This window comes from Kitasatospora sp. NPDC004799 (assembly GCF_040609095.1).
In the GTDB taxonomy this organism is placed as follows: Bacteria; Actinomycetota; Actinomycetes; order Streptomycetales; family Streptomycetaceae; genus Kitasatospora.
Window position 1 is genome coordinate 1 of the sequence record NZ_JBEXJK010000128.1, and the last position, 19,801, is coordinate 19,801.

Annotated in this window: 17 protein-coding genes and 1 pseudogene; 12 read left to right on the forward strand and 6 right to left on the reverse strand. The window is 74.7% G+C overall.

The window, feature by feature from the left end; all coding sequences use genetic code 11:
• Window positions 1–138 precede the first annotated feature (138 nt).
• The gene (locus tag ABZW03_RS18200) at window positions 139–474 is read left to right on the forward strand and encodes a hypothetical protein (protein ID WP_355258743.1); all 336 of its coding nucleotides are present in this window, start codon (window positions 139–141) and stop codon (window positions 472–474) included.
• 43 nt (window positions 475–517) lie between these two features.
• Window positions 518–781, forward strand: a pseudogene (locus ABZW03_RS18205) (IS4 family transposase); the annotation flags it as partial.
• A gap of 192 nt (window positions 782–973) precedes the next feature.
• Here ABZW03_RS18205 and ABZW03_RS18210 read toward each other — a convergent pair.
• Window positions 974–2,314: a hypothetical protein gene (locus ABZW03_RS18210; protein WP_355258746.1), complete on the reverse strand. Its 1,341-nt coding sequence runs from the start codon at window positions 2,312–2,314 to the stop codon at window positions 974–976.
• Window positions 2,315–2,648: 334 nt separating this feature from the next.
• On the opposite strand from ABZW03_RS18210, the gene ABZW03_RS18215 reads away from it, so the two are divergent.
• A complete protein-coding gene (locus ABZW03_RS18215) occupies window positions 2,649–4,811 on the forward strand; it encodes a radical SAM protein (RefSeq protein ID WP_355258748.1) in 2,163 nt (720 codons plus the stop codon).
• 56 nt (window positions 4,812–4,867) lie between these two features.
• Here the strand turns inward: ABZW03_RS18215 and ABZW03_RS18220 are convergent, their stop codons facing one another.
• A complete protein-coding gene (locus tag ABZW03_RS18220; RefSeq protein WP_355258751.1) occupies window positions 4,868–5,479 on the reverse strand; it encodes a hypothetical protein in 612 nt (203 codons plus the stop codon).
• 65 nt (window positions 5,480–5,544) lie between these two features.
• Here ABZW03_RS18220 and ABZW03_RS18225 point away from each other — a divergent pair, with 65 nt between their 5' ends.
• The 4 genes from ABZW03_RS18225 (at window position 5,545) to ABZW03_RS18240 (ending at window position 9,402) form a co-directional block, all read left to right on the forward strand.
• The gene (locus tag ABZW03_RS18225; RefSeq protein WP_355258754.1) at window positions 5,545–6,630 is read left to right on the forward strand and encodes an aldo/keto reductase; all 1,086 of its coding nucleotides are present in this window, start codon (window positions 5,545–5,547) and stop codon (window positions 6,628–6,630) included.
• 306 nt (window positions 6,631–6,936) lie between these two features.
• A complete protein-coding gene (locus ABZW03_RS18230; RefSeq protein ID WP_355258757.1) occupies window positions 6,937–7,467 on the forward strand; it encodes an endonuclease/exonuclease/phosphatase family protein in 531 nt (176 codons plus the stop codon).
• Window positions 7,464–7,820 carry a hypothetical protein gene (locus ABZW03_RS18235; RefSeq protein WP_355258760.1) on the forward strand — a complete coding sequence of 119 codons (357 nt, stop codon included), beginning with the start codon at window positions 7,464–7,466 and terminating at the stop codon, window positions 7,818–7,820. The genes ABZW03_RS18230 and ABZW03_RS18235 overlap by 4 nt, the downstream gene beginning before the upstream one ends.
• Window positions 7,821–7,983: 163 nt before the next feature.
• The gene (locus ABZW03_RS18240) at window positions 7,984–9,402 is read left to right on the forward strand and encodes a DUF4157 domain-containing protein (protein WP_355258763.1); all 1,419 of its coding nucleotides are present in this window, start codon (window positions 7,984–7,986) and stop codon (window positions 9,400–9,402) included.
• An 876-nt stretch (window positions 9,403–10,278) separates the two neighbouring features.
• Here the strand turns inward: ABZW03_RS18240 and ABZW03_RS18245 are convergent.
• Window positions 10,279–10,626 (reverse strand): hypothetical protein, encoded by a 348-nt coding sequence (locus tag ABZW03_RS18245; RefSeq protein ID WP_355258766.1) that lies wholly within the window; start codon window positions 10,624–10,626, stop codon window positions 10,279–10,281.
• Window positions 10,627–10,817: 191 nt separating this feature from the next.
• Here ABZW03_RS18245 and ABZW03_RS18250 point away from each other — a divergent pair, with 191 nt between their 5' ends.
• The 3 genes from ABZW03_RS18250 to ABZW03_RS18260 all read left to right on the forward strand — a co-directional run bounded on the left by ABZW03_RS18250 (window position 10,818) and on the right by ABZW03_RS18260 (window position 12,853).
• Window positions 10,818–11,327 (forward strand): hypothetical protein, encoded by a 510-nt coding sequence (locus ABZW03_RS18250; protein WP_355258769.1) that lies wholly within the window; start codon window positions 10,818–10,820, stop codon window positions 11,325–11,327.
• Between the two features lie 71 nt (window positions 11,328–11,398).
• On the forward strand, window positions 11,399–12,046 hold the full coding sequence (locus ABZW03_RS18255; RefSeq protein ID WP_355258772.1) for a hypothetical protein: 648 nt from the start codon (window positions 11,399–11,401) through the stop codon (window positions 12,044–12,046).
• A gap of 36 nt (window positions 12,047–12,082) precedes the next feature.
• Entirely contained in the window at window positions 12,083–12,853 is a 771-nt protein-coding gene (locus ABZW03_RS18260) for a protein kinase (protein WP_355258775.1), read from the forward strand.
• Between the two features lie 50 nt (window positions 12,854–12,903).
• On the opposite strand, the gene ABZW03_RS18265 is transcribed toward ABZW03_RS18260, so the two are convergent.
• A complete protein-coding gene (locus tag ABZW03_RS18265) occupies window positions 12,904–13,647 on the reverse strand; it encodes a hypothetical protein (RefSeq protein ID WP_355258778.1) in 744 nt (247 codons plus the stop codon).
• Window positions 13,648–13,869: 222 nt separating this feature from the next.
• On the opposite strand from ABZW03_RS18265, the gene ABZW03_RS18270 reads away from it, so the two are divergent.
• Window positions 13,870–14,352: a hypothetical protein gene (locus ABZW03_RS18270; protein ID WP_355258779.1), complete on the forward strand. Its 483-nt coding sequence runs from the start codon at window positions 13,870–13,872 to the stop codon at window positions 14,350–14,352.
• Between the two features lie 140 nt (window positions 14,353–14,492).
• Here the strand turns inward: ABZW03_RS18270 and ABZW03_RS18275 are convergent, their stop codons facing one another.
• Window positions 14,493–15,635, reverse strand: coding sequence for a hypothetical protein (locus ABZW03_RS18275; RefSeq protein WP_355258781.1), 1,143 nt, complete (start codon window positions 15,633–15,635; stop codon window positions 14,493–14,495).
• Between the two features lie 332 nt (window positions 15,636–15,967).
• On the opposite strand from ABZW03_RS18275, the gene ABZW03_RS18280 reads away from it, so the two are divergent.
• Window positions 15,968–16,723: a serine protease gene (locus tag ABZW03_RS18280; protein ID WP_355258783.1), complete on the forward strand. Its 756-nt coding sequence runs from the start codon at window positions 15,968–15,970 to the stop codon at window positions 16,721–16,723.
• 67 nt (window positions 16,724–16,790) lie between these two features.
• Here ABZW03_RS18280 and ABZW03_RS18285 read toward each other — a convergent pair.
• The coding region (locus ABZW03_RS18285; RefSeq protein WP_355258786.1) for a S8 family serine peptidase at window positions 16,791–19,801 on the reverse strand (3,011 nt) is incomplete at its 5' end.

Sequence of the window (19,801 nt, forward strand, 5' to 3'; positions counted from 1 at the left end):
GTTCATGGTGCCGAGGCAGAGTCGGGAGACGGTCAGGCCGGTACGGCCGAGGTGGGTGTACTCCATGGCGCCCACCTTCGGCCACACCGGCGCCGGTGTCCAGCACATTTCACCAGCCGGACGGCGACGCGCATCACGGTGCTCGCCGCCCTGCCCGGCACCGTACGCCCGACCACGGCCCTCCTCGAGGAGGAGGCCGCGCGCTCCGGCCGCCCCGTCACCCTCACGCCCGTCGTGGTCGACGGCGCCTGGGACCGCTTCGAGGCCGGCGACCGGACGGGCTACCTGGCCGCGGTCGCCACCGCCGTCGACGCCGCCGCCGACACGGACGTCGTCGTCCTGGCCCAGGCCTCCATGGCGGACGCCGCGAGCCGCGCCACGACCGCCGTCCCCGTCCTGTCCAGCCCCGCCCGCGGCCTCCACGCCGCCGCCCACCTGGCCCACCCGGCCCCGGCGCCGCCGGACAGGGCCTGACACCAATGCCGGTGACTTTGCTGTCTCTGGCTCGTCGGCCAGGGTGGTGGGGTTGGCCGAGCGCGGCACCCACGCGGTGTTCGCCGCCGAGGTGGGCCCGCTGTCGGCCAGCGAGCGGACCCTCTCCCGGCGGCTGCTCGCCCGTCTGGAAGCGGGGATGCTGCTACTGGCCGACCGGGGCTTCTACGGCTTCGAGCTGTGGCAGCAGGCCCGCGCCACCGGAGCGGACCTGCTGTGGCGGGTACGCAAAAGCGCGAACCTGCCCGTCGTGCGGGTCCTCGACGACGGCTCCTGCCTGAGCACCGTCCATGCCGAGCCCGACCGCAGGACCCGCCGCAACCCGGTGACCGTTCGCGTCGTCGAGTACGCCCTGGCCCCCACCGGCTACCGGCTGGTCACCACCCTCCTGGACCCGCAGGAGGCGTGGTCCCGCTGGTGCTCCCGGCTGCCGGAGCGGTGCCGGACCACCCCGTAGCGCAGCGGCCGGTCGGCAACTTGTTCACACGCTCAAGACGTCGCGGAGATCGGCCACAGCCCGCTCACGGGATCGGCTCGCCGGGATGGCCCGGAGCAGGTCCGCCGCACGCGACCTGACAAGACCGGTCCGCTGGTCGGCAGGGAGTTCGACCAGGGTGTCCACGGCTCGCCGGCAGCCGTCGAGGCTGTCACCGGCGTGATGGTCGCACAGCGCCGCGTCCATTTGCATCAGCGCCCGGGCCTGGTAGCTACTGGCCCCGGACAGCTGCAGGGCCCGGGCCTGCGCGGCCCGGGCAGGCCGGACGTCCCCGAGCCGCGTGAGGGCATGTGACAGGTGGATCTGAAGCTTCTGCTCCGGCAGCCCGAGCCAGGTATCGGCGCTGTCCGCGGAGTCGAGGCGTTCGGCGAACGCCTGCGCCTGGGTCAGCGCCTCCCGCGCGGCCTCCGTGTCGCCGGAGACCGCGTGCGCCCGGGCGGACACTGCCGAGGCGAGAGCGGACGCGGCCGACGGGCGCCCACCCGCCGCTGCCACGGCCAGGTCGGACAGGCGTACCGCCTCCCGCGGAACCCCGTACGTCAGGGGTGTCATGGCCTCCCTGGCATAAAGCCACGCGAGCACCTGCTGGTCGCCGGACTCCGTCGCTGCCAGCCGGGCGGAGTGGAACCAGCCCCGAGCCTCCTGAGCTTCGCCGAGGTCGTGGAGGACGATCGCCGCCATCCCGGACAGCTGACCCACCGTCCGGCACAGCCGACCCCGGTCCATCGTGGTCTGGGGCCGGCTCAGCAAGGTCCGCAGTTCGGCGACGTCCGCGGCGAGCACGCCCAGACGGGCGGTGGGGGCCTGGCCCCCGTAGCCGAGGGAGTAGTTGTCGGCGACCTGCTCCCAGTAGCCGAGGTCGGTGGGCGTGGTGTGGCCAGCCAGGGCGGCGTCCAGGGTGTGCCGCTCGTCGGCGAGCCGGCCGAGCGCGATGGCGGACACCCCACCGGCGAGGAGGGCCTTGAGGGCCATGCGCCGCTTCATGGCGTCAACTGCCGAGGGTTCATGGGGCTGCTCCGTAGAACCAGGTGTGGCGGGCTTCTCCCAGGGTCGCTGAGCGAGACCGAGATATCTACCCGGAATCCCCAGGCCGTCCGCGATCCGCTCCACGCCCTCGAAGGAGGTGACCGCGGCCTCGCTCCGGGCTACGAGTGATACCCGTTCAGCCTTCATCAGACACGCTTCGGCGATGAGGTTGTAGCTGAGCCCGGCCGCCTTGGCCAGGGCGAACACGACGCCGAACTCGCGAGTCCTCAACGCGGCCACCACGGACGGGTCATTCAGGAATCCGGCGGGCAGTACGAGTTGTCCCGGGTGGTCACTCACGCAGGTCCCCCAACGGTTGCGCGGCCGGCGGGGCGCGCCCCTCTCGTGGGGCCCCCATCACGGGGTTACACCGCACCTGGCCGCCCGGCTTGAATCGCTCACGCAGGTCGCGAGCTCCCTGAGCATCCGGAGGCTCAGGACGCCCGCTCAACGGCCGTACTCGCCCAGCGTACCCATGAACTGACTGTCAGTCATGACGCGTGCGGCGGCCGTCTGCTTCCCGATCGACAGGGGAGCCGCCTGCCTCCCCTATACCGGCAGCCGATCCCACCCGTCCCGGCTGCCCCGTCATGCCCGTCGGGCCCTTCTCCGTACAGGAGAGATGGAGGCGCTCATGGCTCCACACCCGTCCGGCCTGCTGGCCGGCTCCCTCACGCCCCTGCTGGAGGCAGTCGCCCCCGGCGTCGACCCCAGCCCGTTCACCGCGGTTGTCGAGACCTGGCGCACCATGCCCAACCGGCTGCGCCAGCATCTGGAGGACAACCGCGGTGACAGCGTCGGCCGCGTGATCGTCACCGGAACGCTCGACCGCCGGCTCGTCCTCGTCGAGCGCTCCGACGGTCGGTGGGTCATCGCGGATCTCTCGGGACTGGCCCACGAGAGCCGCCACTGGCCGGACTGGCTGACAGGCCACGTCGACCTCGACACCCCATCCTCGTGGCTGTCGACCGCAGACCTGGACGACTACGCGATCCACCGGCTCTCCCGCCCGCGGCTGCTCCTGGCCGCCCTCTACCACCCCGAGTTCTTCCCGCTTCCGCGCTTCCCGCTCGCGATCAGCGCCGTGGCCCGGGCCGCCCGCTCCACCCTGAGGGGAACCACCGAGCTGATGGACATGCAGCTCGGCGTTGACCTCCAGGACCTGGTCAAGGAGGTCACCGACCGGACCCCGGACATCCTCGGCGTCTCCGCGACGTTCGGACAGCACGACTTGCTGGTTCAGCTCCTCGACGCCACGTACGCTCTGGCCGAGCCCCCGCTGGTCGTGGCCGGCGGCAGCCTCACCGCCCGCAACGAGCGGCTGCTCCTTGACGCCTACCCGGATCTTCTGATCGCCCGGGGTGCCGGCGAGCCGACGATCCGCGGTGTCCTCGCCCACTGGCACGGAGACATCCGCCGCGAGGAGATCCCCGGCATCGGCTACACCGGAGCGCCGCGCGGCGCGGGCACCTTCGCCGTCCAACGCCGCACGAGCCGCCCGGCCGCCTCCCTGCGGGACGAGAGCGACATCCTGCCCGAGCTCGACCTGCTCGACGACACCTTCCGGCACCACGGCGTCGCCCAGATCGAGTGCTCCCGCGGCTGCACCAGCGCGTGCACCTTCTGCCCGCGCGGCCACAAGGGGCAGTGGAACGGCGCCAGCTCTGCCACGTTCCCCTGGCTCCTGGACGAGATAGGCCGCGTCTTCGAGCAGCACCCCGGGACCAGCCGGGTCCTGTACGCGGTCGACGAGGAGTTCATCGGCCGCGGCCCGGACGCCGTCCCGCGCGCTCTTGAGATGGCCGCGACCCTCCACGGCGCCGGATTCTCCTGGGAGACGAGCTGCCGGATCGACCAGGTCGTCGACCCCGACCGCGATCTGGCGTGGCACGCCGAGCGCGCCGAGATGTGGCGCGAGCTGGTCCAGCGAGGCCTGCGACGATGCCTCTTCGGGGTCGAGTCCGGCGTCGACAGCATCCTGGAGCGGTTCAACAAGGAGACGACCGGCGAGCAGAACGCGCTCGCCATCCGGACGCTCTCCGCCCTCGGCATCCCGACCAGGTTCACGTACATCACGTTCGACCATCTGATGACGCTGGAGGAGCTCAAGGCCACCGAGGCGTTCCAGGGCCGCACCGACCTGCTGCTACGCCCGCTGCGGCACATGTCCGCCGAGGAGATCGCCGCCGGTGTCCGCGACGAGGACTTCGTCGCGAAGTACAGCACCGGGCGCCCGCTCCACCAGGGCATCTCGTACATGCTCGTCTCCATGGAGTGCCTGATCGGCGCCGCCTACACCCGGATGGTCCAGGCCGCCGGACTCGCCGGCGCGGCCAGGCCGTCGATGGGCCGCCAGGACGCCGACTTCGCGGACTGGAGGATCGGGATCGCCTCCGAGTGGGCGCAGCGGTGGATCGACCGGAACTTCGCCCTGGACTACACCCTGAAGTCTCTGGAGAAGGTGCTGGACCAGGGCGAGGCGTGGCGGGCGGTGCGCATGGCCCGGGTGGTCCTCAAGGACGCCGCCTACACGGTGCTGGGGCACATGGTGCGCGCCATCGAGGCCACCCCGTTGGCGATGGGTGTGGAGGGCGGCGGCGCCGGCCTGCACGCGCGACTGCGGGTGCTGCTGGGCGAGGAGATCGCGGAGCTCGCCACCCGGGCGGGGCCGGCTGTCCGCACCGCAGTCCTGGCCCTGCCCGCCGAGCGGGCCGACCTGCTGACCGCGGAGTACCGGCGTTGGGTGGACAACGACGCCTGGGAGCTGATCAACGCGGCCGACCCGTGCGGGACCTGACGCGAGCGGGCCGCCCCCAAGGGTGGGGGCGGCCCGCGGCCAAGGGGCGACGCCGGTCAGGAGCTGGTCTTCTCCGGGATCGGCACCCAGTTGAACTCGGGGCAGAACCGGGCGTAGGTGTTGAGCTTCCACCTCGCGTAGTCGTCGATGCGGCCGCTGCTGCGCAGCAGGTGCTTGACCCACAGGTGGCAGATGCGCTCCTCCTCGGTCATCGTCTCGTCGATCTGGTCGAGCATCCGGCAGGCGACCGCGAAGTCCTTCTCGGTCAGGGCAGACAGGTCGACCTCGACGCCGTCGAGTTCGAAGTTGAAGACCAGCCGGGTCGTGGAGAAGGAGGTCTTCCGCTCCCCGAGAAAAGTTGTTCTCTCGGCGAGGACCTGCACCAGGTGGTCCCGGTCATCGACCGGGTGGCCGATGCCGAGGTCGAGGTCGGACGTCTCCAGGTTGAGGCGGGTGCCGAGGGAGCCAACGTCGCGGGGTTCGCGGCCGGTCCACTCGCGGATCATCTCGGAGGCCCGGGCCCGCAGGGCCAGCAGGCGATCGTCGTGGGCGCGCATGGAGGCGTAGAACGCCTCGGCCTGCGCGTACTCGTCGGCGGTGAAGTCGTCGCGGGTCGCCCAGCCAGCGGCCGTGATCGCGTTCAGATCGAGGTGGGTGTGGGTGCTCACGGGCCCCACGATAGCCAGATTCATCATGGTTCGTGGTGAAATCTCCCGAAGGGGGAGCGGTAGTTATGGATATCGAAACCCGCACATTGGCACGGGAGTTGACGGTCAACCCCGTGGCGGTCGGCTGCTGGGCGATTGGTGGGCCCGGCCACAATCTCGGGCTTCCGATGGGGTGGGCGAACGTGGACGAGCGCGAGTCGCTGCGGGGACTGCGCCAGGCGCACTACCTCGGCGCGAACCTCTTCGACACCGCCGACGTGTACGGGCACGGCCGCTCCGAGCGGCTGATCGGCAAGTTCCTGGCCGGCGTGGACCGCGACTCCGTGGTCCTGTCCAGCAAGGTCGGGTACTTCGCGGGGACCGCCGAGCACGCCTACGAGCGCACCCACATGCGGCACCAGCTCGAGACGACCCTGCGCAACCTCGGCACCGACCACCTGGACGTGTACTTCCTCCACAACAGCTCCTTCGGCGAGCGGGACCGCTACCTCGAGGGCGCGGTGGAGCAGATGCACGCCTTCCGCCAGGAAGGGCTGATCAGGGCGGTCGGGATGCGCGGCCCGCACCGGCTGGCGACCGACCGGCTCTCACCGCCCAAGGGGGAGCGGGAGGACAAGAGGGCCCGTTTCCGCACCTTGTTCGACATCGTCAGGCCGGACTACCTGGCGGTGAGGTTCAATGCGCTGACCCCGCTCGTCGGGGACGGGGAGGAGGACCTGTTCGCGTTCGCCGCGGCCCGCGGCGCCTCGGTGCTGGCGAACAAACCGCTGGCCCAGGGCCTGCTCACCGGCAAGTACCACCCGGACCGGCCTCCGGTCTTCGGCGACGGCGACATTCGCCGGCGCAAGGCGTGGTTCACCCAGCCGTTCCTGCGGATCATCGAGGACGGCCTGGAGCCGCTGCGCGAGCGCTTCGGCCCCTCGCAGGCGGACCTGGCCCGGGTCGCGATCCGGTACGTTCTTCAACACGCCGAAAACTGCGCCGTGTTGGTCGGATTTACCCGCGTCGAACAGGTCGAGCAGAACCTGCTGTGCCTGGGCGACGAGCTCACCAGCGACGACATGGCGTTCATCCGCGAGGCCACCGGCCGGCTCCAGCAGCAGCTGGACGCCGCCGGGGAGGTCTTCCTCGACGAGCTGGAGAAGCCATGACCACCGCCGCGCCCGAGCAGGCCGCCCTGTTCTCCCACCGCGCCGCCGGCCGCGAGCCCGCCGCCGACCGGCTGAGGGTCGTGACCTGGAACGTCCAGCACGCCTCTCCGGCCCGCACCGTGCGGCAGGTGGACTGGCTGGCCGGCCAGGAGGGGGCCGACGTCGCAGTGCTCACCGAAGTCTCCGGCGGCGCCGGCGGCGACACCCTGGTGCAGGAGCTGAGCGACGCCGGGTACCGGGCCGTCATCGCCCCTTGGGGCGAAGGCGACTACCGGACTGTCATCGCATCCCGGCACGCTGCGATCGGTGCCGCGCCCGCTTCGGTGGGGTTCCTGCCGCACCGCTTCCCACTCGCGACCCTCGCCGTTGGCGCCACGCCGATCACCATCGGGGGGCTGTTACGTGCCCTCCCGCGGGCCCCGGGAACGGCACAACGAGGACAAGCGCGCCTTCCAGGCTGCAGTCACCGATGCGCTGCCCGCACTCGCGGAGCGCGGCCACCTGGTCGTCATCGCCGGCGACCTCAACGTCATCGAACCCGACCACAACCCGCCCCACCGCGGCGTCTACGGCGCGTGGGAGTACGACTTCTACACCTCCTTCGCCGAGGCCGGATTCACCGACGCCTTCCGCGCCCTGCACCCCGACGCCGTCGAACACAGCTGGTTCGGACGCCGCTCCGGCGACGGCTACCGCTTCGACCACGCCCTGGTCACCAGCGCCCACCGCGCGCAGGTCCGCACCTGCACCTACCTCCACGAACCCCGCGAAGCCGGCCTCAGCGACCACTCCGCCCTCCAGCTCGCCATCGACCTGACAGGGGAACCCTCACCATGACCGTCACTGACATCGACCCCGCCGTGCTGCCCACCCGGCGCCGCACCGACACCGTGCTCCTCGTCGGCCCGAGTTCGCTGCGCCACGAGGCCCTGGGCTCGACCGGCCGAGAGATGATCGCCGCCACCTTCCGGACCACGGCCGACCCGGCGGACAACACCGTCGTCCTCACCGCCGACAACGCTGCCGCCGCCTACTTCCGGATCGGCCCGCACGGCAGCCGCGGCAACGACTCCTCCGCTACCCTCGGCCGGATCGCCCGCGCCTGCGACAGCTTCGGCGACCTGGCCCCGCTGTTCCTCCTCGTTGTGGCACCCGATGGCCGCTGGCAGCCCTTCACCCAGCTCTCCTGAAATGGCTGTCGGCCGCAGGCGCCGACCCGCCGGTGACCCCGTCCGCACCGGCGGACTGCCCGTACGGGCACCGGACTGTGCCCCTCCACCCCTTACCCGCGGCCGCCGCACCGGGTATGCAGGGAGGGCAGCGCGAAACGGCCAGTCCTACGAGCGGAGTCCCATGCACGCGCAAGAGCCGACGAAGAAGGACGGGCAGCCGCCGCGCGCCGCCAGGAGCGCGCCCGCGCGCCCTGGGCAGGCCGTGGGCGGCCGGGGGCCCGACGCGCTCCTCGGGTTGCAGCGCACCGCCGGCAACGCGGCCGTCGTCCGGATGCTCCAGCGCGACGGCCACCGGCACGGCGCGGGCCACCACCCCACGGCGCAGCCGCTGCAGCGCTCCGCCGTACACGACGTGCTGCGCGCGCCGGGCCGGCCGCTGGACGAACCGCTGCGCCAGGAGATGGAGTCCCGGCTCGGCGCCGACTTCTCCGACGTCCGCCTGCACACCGGCTCCGCGGCCCGCGCCTCCGCCGCCGAGGTCGGCGCCCGCGCCTACACCTCCGGCAGCCACGTCGTCATCGGCGAGGGCGGCGGCGACAAGCACACCCTGGCCCACGAGTTGACGCACGTCATCCAGCAGCGCCAGGGCCCGGTGGCCGGGACCGACAACGGGGCGGGGCTGAGCGTCTCCGACCCCGGCGACCGCTTCGAGCGCGAGGCCGAGGCCAATGCGGTCCGGGTGATGCGGCGCACCCCCGAGCAGGGCGCCGCCGTGCAGCGGGAGGCCGCCGCCCCGGCGCGCCGCGCCGACGTCACGGCCGTCCAGCGCTACGCCGAGGTCACCACCGAGGAGTTGGGGCTGGTTCGGGTCTCACAGAGCGGCCTCTACATCATGCCCCTCGTCCAGGGTGCGGACACCACCGTCATCTGGGTCGCCGAGGGTGCCGCGGCGCCCCGGTACTGCACGGCGACCGACGAGAGCGGGCAGATCGCGGGGCGCACGTACACGCAGTACGAGCCGTCGACGTTCTTCCTCGCGGACTGCGCCCACACCGCCGAGGAGATCATGCACCAGCAGACACTGGCCCTGGGGCAGGACGCCAGCGCCTTCGCCCTGGGCGGCCACCAGTTCGGCATGGGCCACCGGGAGAACGCCCAGGGCGCCGCGGCCTACGCGGCAGCCAGGCCCGGTGGCCCGCAGGCGAACGGCGAGGAGCGGCCGGCCCCCGGCCAGGCCTTCGCCATCGTGGAGACCGCGTGGACCCGGGGCTTCGGGCGGCCGAGGAATGTCAGCGGGTGGCCCTACCACGTGGCCGCCGTGGTCGCCGTGGACGGCGACGACCACATCACCGTGGAGCAGGCCGCGGACGGCAACGACGCCCAGGCCGCCGAGGGACACGAGGGCATCATCGACATGTACACCGCGGGCACCGACCCGACCACCGGCCAGGCCCTGCCGCACAGCTTCCACGGCCGCAACACCGGCGGCCCGGTCCAACACTTCTCGGCCGGCGCCATCACCGTCATCCTCCAGCCGATCAACGTGGGCACGCTCGACCCGGAGGACACGGAGACGTACGGCGAGCGGACGCTCCAGTAACCCGCCCCGCCCCGCCCGCAGATCCGGGTCCAGCGCTGCTCCCGGGGCGGCTGCCCGATCCACAGCACCCCGGCGGCCGGTCCGTTGCGGTCGGTGAGGTGGTCCGCGTAGTCGAGGAGCCGGCCGCGCCCGAGGCGCGGCCGGCCCACCTGGTTGCCGTCGGTGGACGACGTCACCTCACAGGCCGTCAACCGGCCGTCCCCGTCCCGGCCACGCCGGGTCGAACGGCGGGTCGCGTGCGACCGCCCGCCACGGGCGGTGCGGTCCGGGTCCCCTTCGACGCGCCCGCGTGGGGACGGCGCCACGGCGGGATCGGCCCGCCGGTACGGTCACCCGGTCGCGGCGCCGGCCATGGCGCCGGGCGTCGTGCCGAGGCACTGTTCGAACGCCTGCCACTCGGCCGCCGTGACGCGCCGCGGGTCCGGTCGCGCCGGAACAGGGCCGACGTCCTCAGGACCGGGTTCTGCTCGACCACGCTCAGCGGCAGCAGCGGATCCCACCGGCAGGCGCCGGTCTCCAGCGGCAGGCGCCGGTCTCCAGCGGCACGTCGTACCCGGGCGGGGCGGAACGGTCCAGGCGGTCGAACCGGGGGCGGTGACCCACACGGGCGGACCCGCGATCCGCCCGTGCGCCACCACACCGCCCCGCCGTCCGGTCCGCCACAGCAGGAACGGGTCGCCGACGGCCGGTTCCCTCCGCAGCCGCGTGACCCGCCACAGGTCGACGGCGCCCCCGTGCGCCAGGTGTTCGTCGAGGCCGAACACCGTGGGGTCGCAGGTGAACAGCCGGCCCGCCGTGTCCCCCGCCCGCTGCGCGCGCTCCGTCGCTGGGCCGGCCTGCGTCGTGACGGGGGGCTGCGGGGCAGGCCGGGTGCGGTCAGCGGTTCCGGGCCGCGCGCCGCGAGGTGTCCGCGCGGCGTACGGCGTCGGGCGTCCGGACGGCCTCGCCCTTCTCGTCGTACGGCGTGAGGTTGAAGGTGCGCAGGCCGAGCCGGTCCAGGGCCCGCAGGCCCGCCGAGTTGCCGACCCGCGCCGGGTCGACGCCCAGGGCGGCGGCGACGAGGTGCCGCATCGGCCACAGGCGGGTGCCGATCAGCACACCGTGCACCTCGACCTCGCCCGGCTCCCGGTCCCAGGTCACCGCGGCGATGCCGTCGAGGCTCAGGACCCGCTTCTCGGCCGGGTTCCGCAGCGTGATCTCCACCGACTCCATGGCGTCCTCCACCCCCGGGACCTCGCCCGACTGCCGTGTCCGCGGGCCAGCCTAGTGGCCTCGCCGCCAGCTGCTCCGCGCAGGGTCCGCCCCGCGCGAGGGCGCGGCCGGGACCGGGCGTTGATCGTTCGTCTACCGGCGCTGCCTAGCGTTCCTCCCCGTAGCCGGCCCGACCCGGGGCCGGCGCCGAAGGGAGAACACTCGTGCTGCGCAAGACCCGTACGCTGATAGCCAGTTCGGTCGCCGTCCTGGCGCTCGGGCTCACCTCGACCACCTTCACCGCCGACGCCGCCGGGGACCAGAGCGGCATCGACGCCTGTGCCCGCGAGGCCCAGTGGGCGGGCTTCGCCAAGGACAAGTCCGGCGAGGGACGCAACGACGACGCGATCTACGCCGTGGCGATCGCCATGGCCGAGTCCGGCTGCAACCGCCTGGCCGTCCACACCAATCTCCCCACCGACCCCGACCCGGGCAGCAAGGACCTCGGCGCCTGGCAGATCAACGAGCGCTGGTACCCCGAGGTCCACGGCCACGACGCCGGGGTCGTCACCCCCGAGAACTGGCAGGACATGGGCTGGTCGGCCCGCAAGGCCTACGCGATCGACAACGACGGCACCGGCCGCGGCTGGGCCTCCTGGGCGGCCTGGAACCTGGGCACCTACCAGCAGTACCTCGGCCAGGCCCGCGAGGCCGTCTACCGCGTCTGGCAGTGACGCCCCACCAGCGCTGACCACCCCGGGGCCCGGCACCGCCACCGGGCCCCGGGCGTGGCACGCTGCCCCGCATGACCGACAGCCCGGACACCGACACCCCCGGCGGCGCCTGGTCGTTCGCCACCGCGCGCGAGCCGGCCGCGTTCCCCGCCGCAGGGGTCCTGGGGGTACCCGGAGTCCAGCACGCCGCGGAGACGGGCGACGCGCGCGGCCGCACCCTGTGCGGGATCCGCGGCCGGTACCTCCAGTACTTCCTGACCCTCTTCGAGCCGCAGGACCTGGCCTCGTGCCGCAAGTGCCGCGCACTGGCCGAGGCCGCACCGACTCGGCCGTGCGGGCAGGAACGCCTGCACGACCTGCTCCTGCGGGCGGCCGACGACGGGCCGCTGCGCACGGACCTGCTCGCCGCGCTGCGCCGGGGCGCGCGGATCGCGATCTGGATCACCGGCCCGGCGCAGGGCCTCACCCGCTTCTACGCGCGGCTCGACCGGATGACGGAGGAGGCCGGCCCGGCCGCCGAGGCGCTCGCGGCGGCCCGCACCTCCGTCACACTGGCCCGGATCGAGGACGCGGACCGCCAGTACCTCGTCGTCCTGCCCTTCGACGGCCACGCCCGCATCGCGCGCGGGGCACTGGCTCCGACTCCCGGGGCCACGTCCCAGCCCTCCCCGCCGGGCCGGACACCGGCGCCGCCCGGCCCGCCCGGTGCGGCACACTGATCAACCAGGCCCTACGGCCAAGGGATTGGGGGCGGGATGGAGAGCGGCCGGGTGGTCGGGGGCCGGTACCGGATCGGGGCCGGCGGGGTGGGGGACGTCCGGTTCGGGCAGGACATCCGGTCGGGGCGGCCGGTCGCGGTGAAGATGCTGGACGGGGCGCCGGGGCCGGCCGTCCGATTGCGGCACCCGGGGATCGTCACGGTGCTCGGGACGGGAGAGCACGAGGGCCGGCCGTACCTCGCCATGGAACTGCTCGACGGGTACACCCTGGACGACCACCTGCTGGACGGCGGCTACCGGGCCGCCGCCGTCGCCGACTTCGGGGCCCAGATCGCGGAGGCCCTGGCGGTCGCGCACCGCGCCGGGCTGACGCACGGCGGCATCGGGCCCGCCCGCCTGCTGCTCACCCCGGCCGGAGCCGTGAAGATCCTCGGCTTCGGCACGGTCGCCCCGGCGCCCGGCTCCGACCTGTCCGCACTCGGCGACACCCTGGACGAGCTGCTCGCGCGCCCGCTGCCGGCCGGCCCGCCGGGCGAGCTCGACGCGCTGGTGTCGCAGCTGCGGGACACCCGCGGGCAGGACCCGCGGCGGACCGAGGAGTTCGCCGCCCGGCTGCGCCGCCTGGCGGCGCAGCCGACCGCCGCGGAACCGGCCGAGCCGGCGCAGCCGCCCCGGCGGCCGGCCGCGGCGCAGCGGTTCTGGATCCACCGGCGGCCGGGGCGGCTGCCGCTGGGGCGGGCGCTGGTCGTGGTGATCGTGGCCGGGCTGATCGCGGTGACGGCGTACGCGATCGCGGTGACCTCCTGACGGCGCGGACGACGTGACGGGTCCGGCGCCGGCCTCCCGGTACCGAGGGGTCAGCCGCCGTTCTGCTCGCCCGGCGCCGGCAGCGCGGTCGCGACGTCGACGGCCGCCTCGGCCGGGGGAGGGGTGAGGACGACCGGCTTCCCGTAGTCGCGGTAGGTGAAGTCGAAGGGCTCCATGTCCCGGCCCGAGCGGAGCCGTGTGACGTACGGCGTCGTGGTGTCGGTGACGTCGGCCTGGGAGCCGTCGCGGTCGACCAGGACGACCGTGGTGGTCGCGCCCGTCCGCAGACCGGTCCGCCCGGTCACCTCGCCGAGGCCGAAGTCGCCCGCGAGGACCCGGTCGGCCAGGGAGCAGAAGACGGTCACGGACCCGAAGAGCCCGTTCGACTCCGGGCCGGTGATGTACCGGTCGCCGATCACCGCGGCGCGCTCCGCGCCCCAGAGGCGTGAGCCGCCCTTCAGCCAGACGCGGGTGCCGTCGGAGAGGAAGTCGATCGGGCCGCGCTTGGCCAGGTCGAGGGATCCGACGCAGTGGCGGGAGGCGTCCACGGAGATCGTCCCGGTGACCGGCTGGCCCATCATCACGGCCTTGAGCTCGGTCGTGACGGAGCCGGCCGCCATCGCGTTCCCGGTCGCGGACGTCAGGAGGCGGCTGCCGTCGAGGGGCGTGATCGGGACGGCCTCCGACGCCGGCGCCGATGCCGACGTCGGCCCCGCCGAGGCCCCCGCGGTCGCCCGGCAGCCGCAGAGCCCGAGCAGCAGGGCCGCCGCCGCCACGCCTCTGAACACCTTCATCGCGTTTCCCCCAGCACCCCGCACCGGCCGGGCGCCGCGCCCGCCGGAGTCATTTGAACGCGTTCAACATACTCCATGATCCACTTGGCGGAGAGCGGGTCGCCGTGCTCAGGGAGGCTTGAGTATCCGTACTCAGGCGCCGCTGTCGGTGCCGGATGAGACTGTGCGGGTACGCCGGGACGCCTGGGTCCGGCACGAACAGCACGACGGAGGGGGAGAGCCATGAGGCGTACGGGTTTCGCGTGGACGGCCGCGGCCGCGGCGGTGGCGGCGATCGCGGTGACGGCGGCCCCGGCGGTCGCCGCCACGAGCGGGACGGCCGGGGCGAGCGGGGCCACCGAGCAGGGGACGCCGGGCACCGGCGAGATCCTGCCCTACCCGGGGGCGGAGGGGCTGATCTGGATCCCGGACTGGATCGGTGACGGCGGCGCGGTCACCGGCGGCGCCTACGCGGCCGGTCCGCCCGTCACCGTCACGGTGGGCTGCCAGGGCGGCAGCGGTGGTGCGGGCGAGGTGCGCGTCACCTTCACGCCGTACTACGGCGACACCACCCCGGTGGAGTTCACCGTGCCCTGCCCGGCCGACGCCGTCGGCAAGGGCTCGGCGGTGGTGACGGCCGAGCAGGGCCGCTCCTTCCACGTCGGGGTGGACGCGTCGGCGCCCGACGTCCACTGGGGGCTGACGGTCACCCAGCCGGACGCCTGACGGACCCGGGGGTGGGGCCCGCCTCCACCCCCCGCCACCTCGGCATGCCGCCGCCCGCCGCCGCCCCCGCTACCGCCGCACGACGGCGGCGGCCATCGGCCGCAGGACCTGGGCGGCGGGAACGTGCGTCAGGTAGGCGGTCAGCTGCTCCCGGGCGGCCGGCGGGATCCCGTGGGTGAGCCCCGCGGCGAGCAGCGCGACGGTGAGGGCCTGGTCCACGACCGCCGGCGGGACCGCCCGCGCAGCTCGGCGGAGACGCGGGCGGCCTGCTCCTGGCGGCCCCTGCGCTCGGCCTTGACGAGGTCGACGGCCAGCCGCACGGCGGGCAGCGCCGCGGCGAGCCGGAACCGCTGCTCCGGGCCCGTGGTGCCGGTGCTGAGGAAGTGCGTCACGTGCGGGCCGAAGCGCCCGGCGAGCCGGCGCAACTCGCGGGGTGCCTCCGGGAGTTCGGGTTCCGGCTTGCCAATGCTGCACCAGTCGAACCAGGCCCAGGACGCCTGGAAGGCCGGCGGCTCGTCGAACCACTGCCAGGCCAGGACGGGGGCGAGCCCGGCCACCGGGAGCCCCGTGGTGCGAAAGCGCCGCTCCGGACGGACGGTGAACTCGGTGCCGTCGTCCGCGCGCAGGGCCGCGGCCAGTCGCCACGCGCAGCAGGAGCGGCGGATCCGCGCGGTGACGAGGAAGCGCTCGGACTCGTCCGGAGCCAGCCGTACGTGGGTCCGTTCCAGGAACGGGCGGGCGCCGACCCGTTCGCGGGTGAACTCGTCCACCTCCCAGAGCACCGGGCGCTCCTGGTCGAGGTCGAGTTCCAGCTCGGGGACGGCGCGGGACCCGGCGGGCTGCAGCTGGACCATCGCCCCGTGCAGCGGCTCGGCGCGGTCGAGGACCTCGGCCCGCAGGCCGCGCAGGGTCAGGTGGGCGTCCGAACGGTTGGTCACGGTGACGGAGAGCACGGTGCTGTCGAAGTCCGCGCCGCCGTGCCCGCGCGCCCAGCCGAGCACGTCCTCCTCGCCCTTGAACTGTCCCGGCAGCCGCACCGGGAGGTCGTCCACCTGCGCGTCCGCGGGGATCACCACCCACTGGGTGACCGGATCGCAGTACTCGGCCAGCACCTCCACCGCCTCGGCGCCCGCCGGCCGTACCGGCCGCGCCGGCGGGTGGATGTGCACGCCGCCGTTCACCGTCCCGGCCTGCACCACCGGGCCGCCGACCGTGCTCCCTCCGGCGAGGAGGTTCTTCACCTGGGGCGGCGTGGCGGACGGGTCCGGCTCCTCCTGCGGCATGCCGCCCATCGTGGCAGGGGCGGGCGCGGCACGGCGGCCGTTCGCCCGAAACGGGGTTCCTGCCGTTCCGTCACGGCGTTCCAGGCGGCGGCGAATGCGCAGGTCAGGGTAGGTGCAGCCGTTCCAGCGTCCCGGATCGCCGGGCGGCGCTGGCGGGCGGGACGGGTTCCGGGGCAGTCTGCGGTCCGGCGGCGACCGGCGCCGGGCCCGAGGAGGCCGCGCCGTCCTCCGGGACCTCGCCGGGCCATCCGCCGGACCCTCCGCCGGACCCTCCGCGGAACCCCGAGGCCGTCCGCCACCGCACACCCGCACCACCCAGAAGGAGCCCTGCCATGCGCACCACCGACCGACGCCCGATCTCCGTCCTGCTGGCCGCCGCCGCGCTGGTGGCCGTCGCGGCCACCCCGGCCGCCGCCGTCCACGGCGGATCGGACACCACGACCAGGTCCCACCCGTTCGTCGTGGCCCTGCAGACCGCCGCGGGCGAGCAGTGGTGCACCGGCGCGCTGATCGCGCCGACCAAGGTGCTCACCGCGGGCCACTGCGTCTCCGAGGCGGACGACCCGCGCTCGCTGCGGGTGATCGCCGGGCGGACCGACCTGACCGGCTCCGGCGGCCAGGTCCGCCGGGTGAAGGACGCCCGGGTGGACCCGCGCCACGCCCCCGGCCTGGTCCACGACTCCGCCGTCCTCACCCTGGACCGCCCGCTGCCGCAGAAGCCGGTCCGGGTGGCGCGGCAGGGCGACGAGGCGCTGTTCCGGTACGGCCGCGCGGCCACCCTGCTGGGCTTCGGCCGCTCCGGCTCGGACGGCCCCGGCACGCACCTCAAGCAGGCGGAGCTGAGGCTGGCCCCACTGGCCTCCTGCGACCCGTACACCCTGCCGGACGACTCGCCGCTGCTCAAGGTCTGCGGTATGCCCCGGGCCGGCACGACGGACAGCGTCTGCAAGGGCGACTCGGGCGGGCCGCTGATGGCCGGCGGCGTGGTGATCGGCGTGGTCTCCACCGGCAACAAGTACTGCGACACCCAGTACCCGGTCTCGGTGTTCACCCGGGCCACCGACGTCCCCGCGGAGCTGCTGTCCTAGGAACGCGCAGTGCGCCGGCGGCCTGCGGGCCGCCGGCGCACCGTCACGGAGTCACATCGTCAGGCCGTCACGGCGCCAGCCGGTAGGCGCGCAGCACGGTCTGCTCCACGGTCGCACCGTCCGCGGCGCGCGCGGTGGCCCGGAGCGAGACGAAGCCGCTGCCGCCCGTCGGCGGGTCGACGGTGACGCGGTACCCGCCGTCGCCCGGAGCGCCCGCGGCGTCCGCGGCGACCGGGGCGTCCTGCCAGGTCGCGCCGTCGTCGAAGGAGACCCGCACGCTCAGGCCCGCGGTGGCCGACGCCGGGGCGCCGTCCTGCCGCTCTACGTCGGCGAGCAGGGTGTGCCGGCGGCGCGGCACCTGGTTGTCCGGGTCGACGGGGGCGGTGAGGCGGACGGTGTCCAGCGGCAGCGCCGCGCTGCGGGTCGCGCCGTCGGGCCCGGGGGAGACGGCGGCCGAGCGGAAGGTCCAGACCGCCTCGACGGTGCCGGACAGCGCCGCCCAGGGCTCGGCCCGGACGGCCTTGGCGGTCAGCCGGTAGCCGGCCTCGCCGGCCGGCACGGCGAGGCGGGCGGCCTCCCGGTCGCTGCCGCCGACGTGCTGCCCGTCGCGTTCGAGGTCGAGCCGGACGGTGTCCGCCAGCAGGCGCGGCCACGGGGAGCCGACGTGGCCGGGGGAGGCGTCGCTGAACAGCTGCGGGGCCAGGGTGAGGTAGCCGTCGCTGGTGCGGGCCATGGTGGCCGCGCCGTTCTTGCCGGCGGCCGGGCCCGGGCCGATGACGGCGGCGTTCCAGCGTTCCGCGCAGGTCGCGCCGGCGGCGCAGCGCACCGTGCCGCTCTGGGTGACGGCGGTGGGGACGATCTCGCCGCCGGGGCCGGCGGTCTGGCCGAAGGTGGTCTCCCGTACCTGGTCCTTGACGGTGAAGTACTCGGTGCGGGTGGCCGGCAGCGCGAAGGTGGGCTGGGCGATGGTGAGGGAGCCGACGCCGCCGGCCGACGCGAAACTGCTGAACTCGCCCGCGGTGCCAGGGCCCTGGGCGAAGTAGCGGGTGTTGAGCGTGGCCAGGTCGTCGGGGGAGACGGTCAGGGCCGGCTCGGGCAGGGCGCCGGTGGTGTGCACCAGCAGGTCGTAGCGGTCCGGCAGCCGTCCGCCGTGGGTGTCCGGGCCCTGCTGGAGGCTCTGGGTGACGAAGTCGAGCCGGCCGGCGACGGGCCGGGCGGTGGGCACGACGTAGAGGTTGCCGGGCCGGGCCAGGACGGTGACCTCGTCCGAGCAGCCGACCGCGGAGGAGGCCCCGGCGGCGCGGTAGCAGTAGCCGGCGGAGAGCGAGCGGCCGGTGGTGGCGCGGCCGGGGACGGTGACGGTCAGCTGCCGGCCCGCGCGGGCGTCGACGGCGAGCCGGGTGTCGGCGCGCAGCTCCAGCTCGGGCTGCAGGAACAGGGTCGAGGTGGGGCTCGCGGTGCCGGCGCCGGGGGTGACGAGCTGTCCGCCGAGGTTGTAGCGGCCCTCGGGCACGCGCGCGGTGGCGGTGCCGTCGGTGAACCGCAGCGGGAAGGCCTCGTGGGTGTCCAGGTTGACCAGGCCGATCGTCGATCGGGTGTTCCAGCTGCCCGGCCCGACCGGCGCCCCGTCGCGGTCGACGGCCGTTACGGTGACGTCGTGCCGCACGGCCTCGCGGGTGAGCGCGTAGGCGGTGGTGACGGCGGTCCCGCCGGGCCCGGTGGCGCGCACCCGCCCGGTCAGCGACGCCCCCGAGGGGACGAGGGCCGGGTCGACGGTGACGGTGGCCGCCGCCGCGCCGCCCGCCGGCACCGTCAGCCGGGCGGGGGAGACGGCGAACGCGCCGCCCGGGGCCGCGGTGGTCTCGGCGGCCAGCTCCAGGGTGACGGGCTGCGGCCCGTCGTTGCGGTACTCGACCGTCCGGGTGAGCGGCTCGCCGCCGGGCGGGCCCTCCAGGTGGATCCCGGTGCCCTGGGCGGTGGCGGACACCTCCTGGGCGGTGGCCCGGGCGACGTCGACGCGCCCGGTGCCCTGCTCGTACGCGTCCTGTCCGGCGGCGGGCGCCGCGGCGGACATCAGCGCGGCCTTGAGCTGCGGGCCCTTCCACCGCGGGTGCTGCTGGGCGAGCAGGGCCGCCGCGCCGGCCACGTGCGGGGCCGCCATGGAGGTGCCGGAGATGGCCGTGTACCGCTCGCCGACCGGCTCCTGCCCGTCGGTGCCGGCGGCCCGGGCGGCGACGATGCCCACGCCGGGCGCGGTGAGGTCCGGCTTGACGGCCCGGTCGCCCAGGCGCGGACCCCGGCTGGAGGACGGGGCGAGCGCGCCGTCGTGGTCGACGGAGCCCACCGTCAGCGCGGCGTCCGCCGACCCGGGGGTGCCGACGGTGCCCGGGCGGCCCTTGTTGCCGGCCGCGGCGACGAACAGGGTGCCGTAGCGGGCGGAGAGCGTGTCGACGGCCCGGGCCAGCGGGTCGGTGCCGTCGGTCGGGGCGCCGGTGAGGGACAGGTTGACGATCGGCGCGCGGGCCGCGGCCCACTCCATGCCCTGGAGCACCCAGGACTCCTGCCCGTTGCCCTCGTCGTCCAGCACCCGGCCGACCAGCAGCTCGGCCTCCGGGGCGACGCCCTTGAACCGGCCGTCGGAGGCGGCGCCGGTGCCGGCCACGATCGAGGCGACATGGGTGCCGTGCCCGTCCGGGTCGGCGCTCACCGGCGTACCGGCGGGCCCGGTGAAGTCGGAGCTCTCGCCGAGGGAGCCGGCCACGTCGGGGTGGCCGCGGTCGATGCCGCTGTCGAGCACCGCGACCTTGACGCCCTTTCCGGTCCAGCCCGAGCCCCAGGCCTGCGGGGCGCCGACCTGGGCGGTCGAGCGGTCGAGGGCCGCGCTGACCCTGCCGTCCAGCCAGACCCTGTCCACCCCGCCCGCGGCGAGCCCGGTGCCCGGCCGGGCGACCAGCTCCCACAGCTCGCCCGCCCGCGCCTTCGGGGCGCGCAGGGCCGTGCCGTGCACGCTCTCCAGCACGCGCACCGCGGTCGCCCCGGCCGGCGGCGCGGCCGCGGCCAGGCCCGGACCGCCGCCCT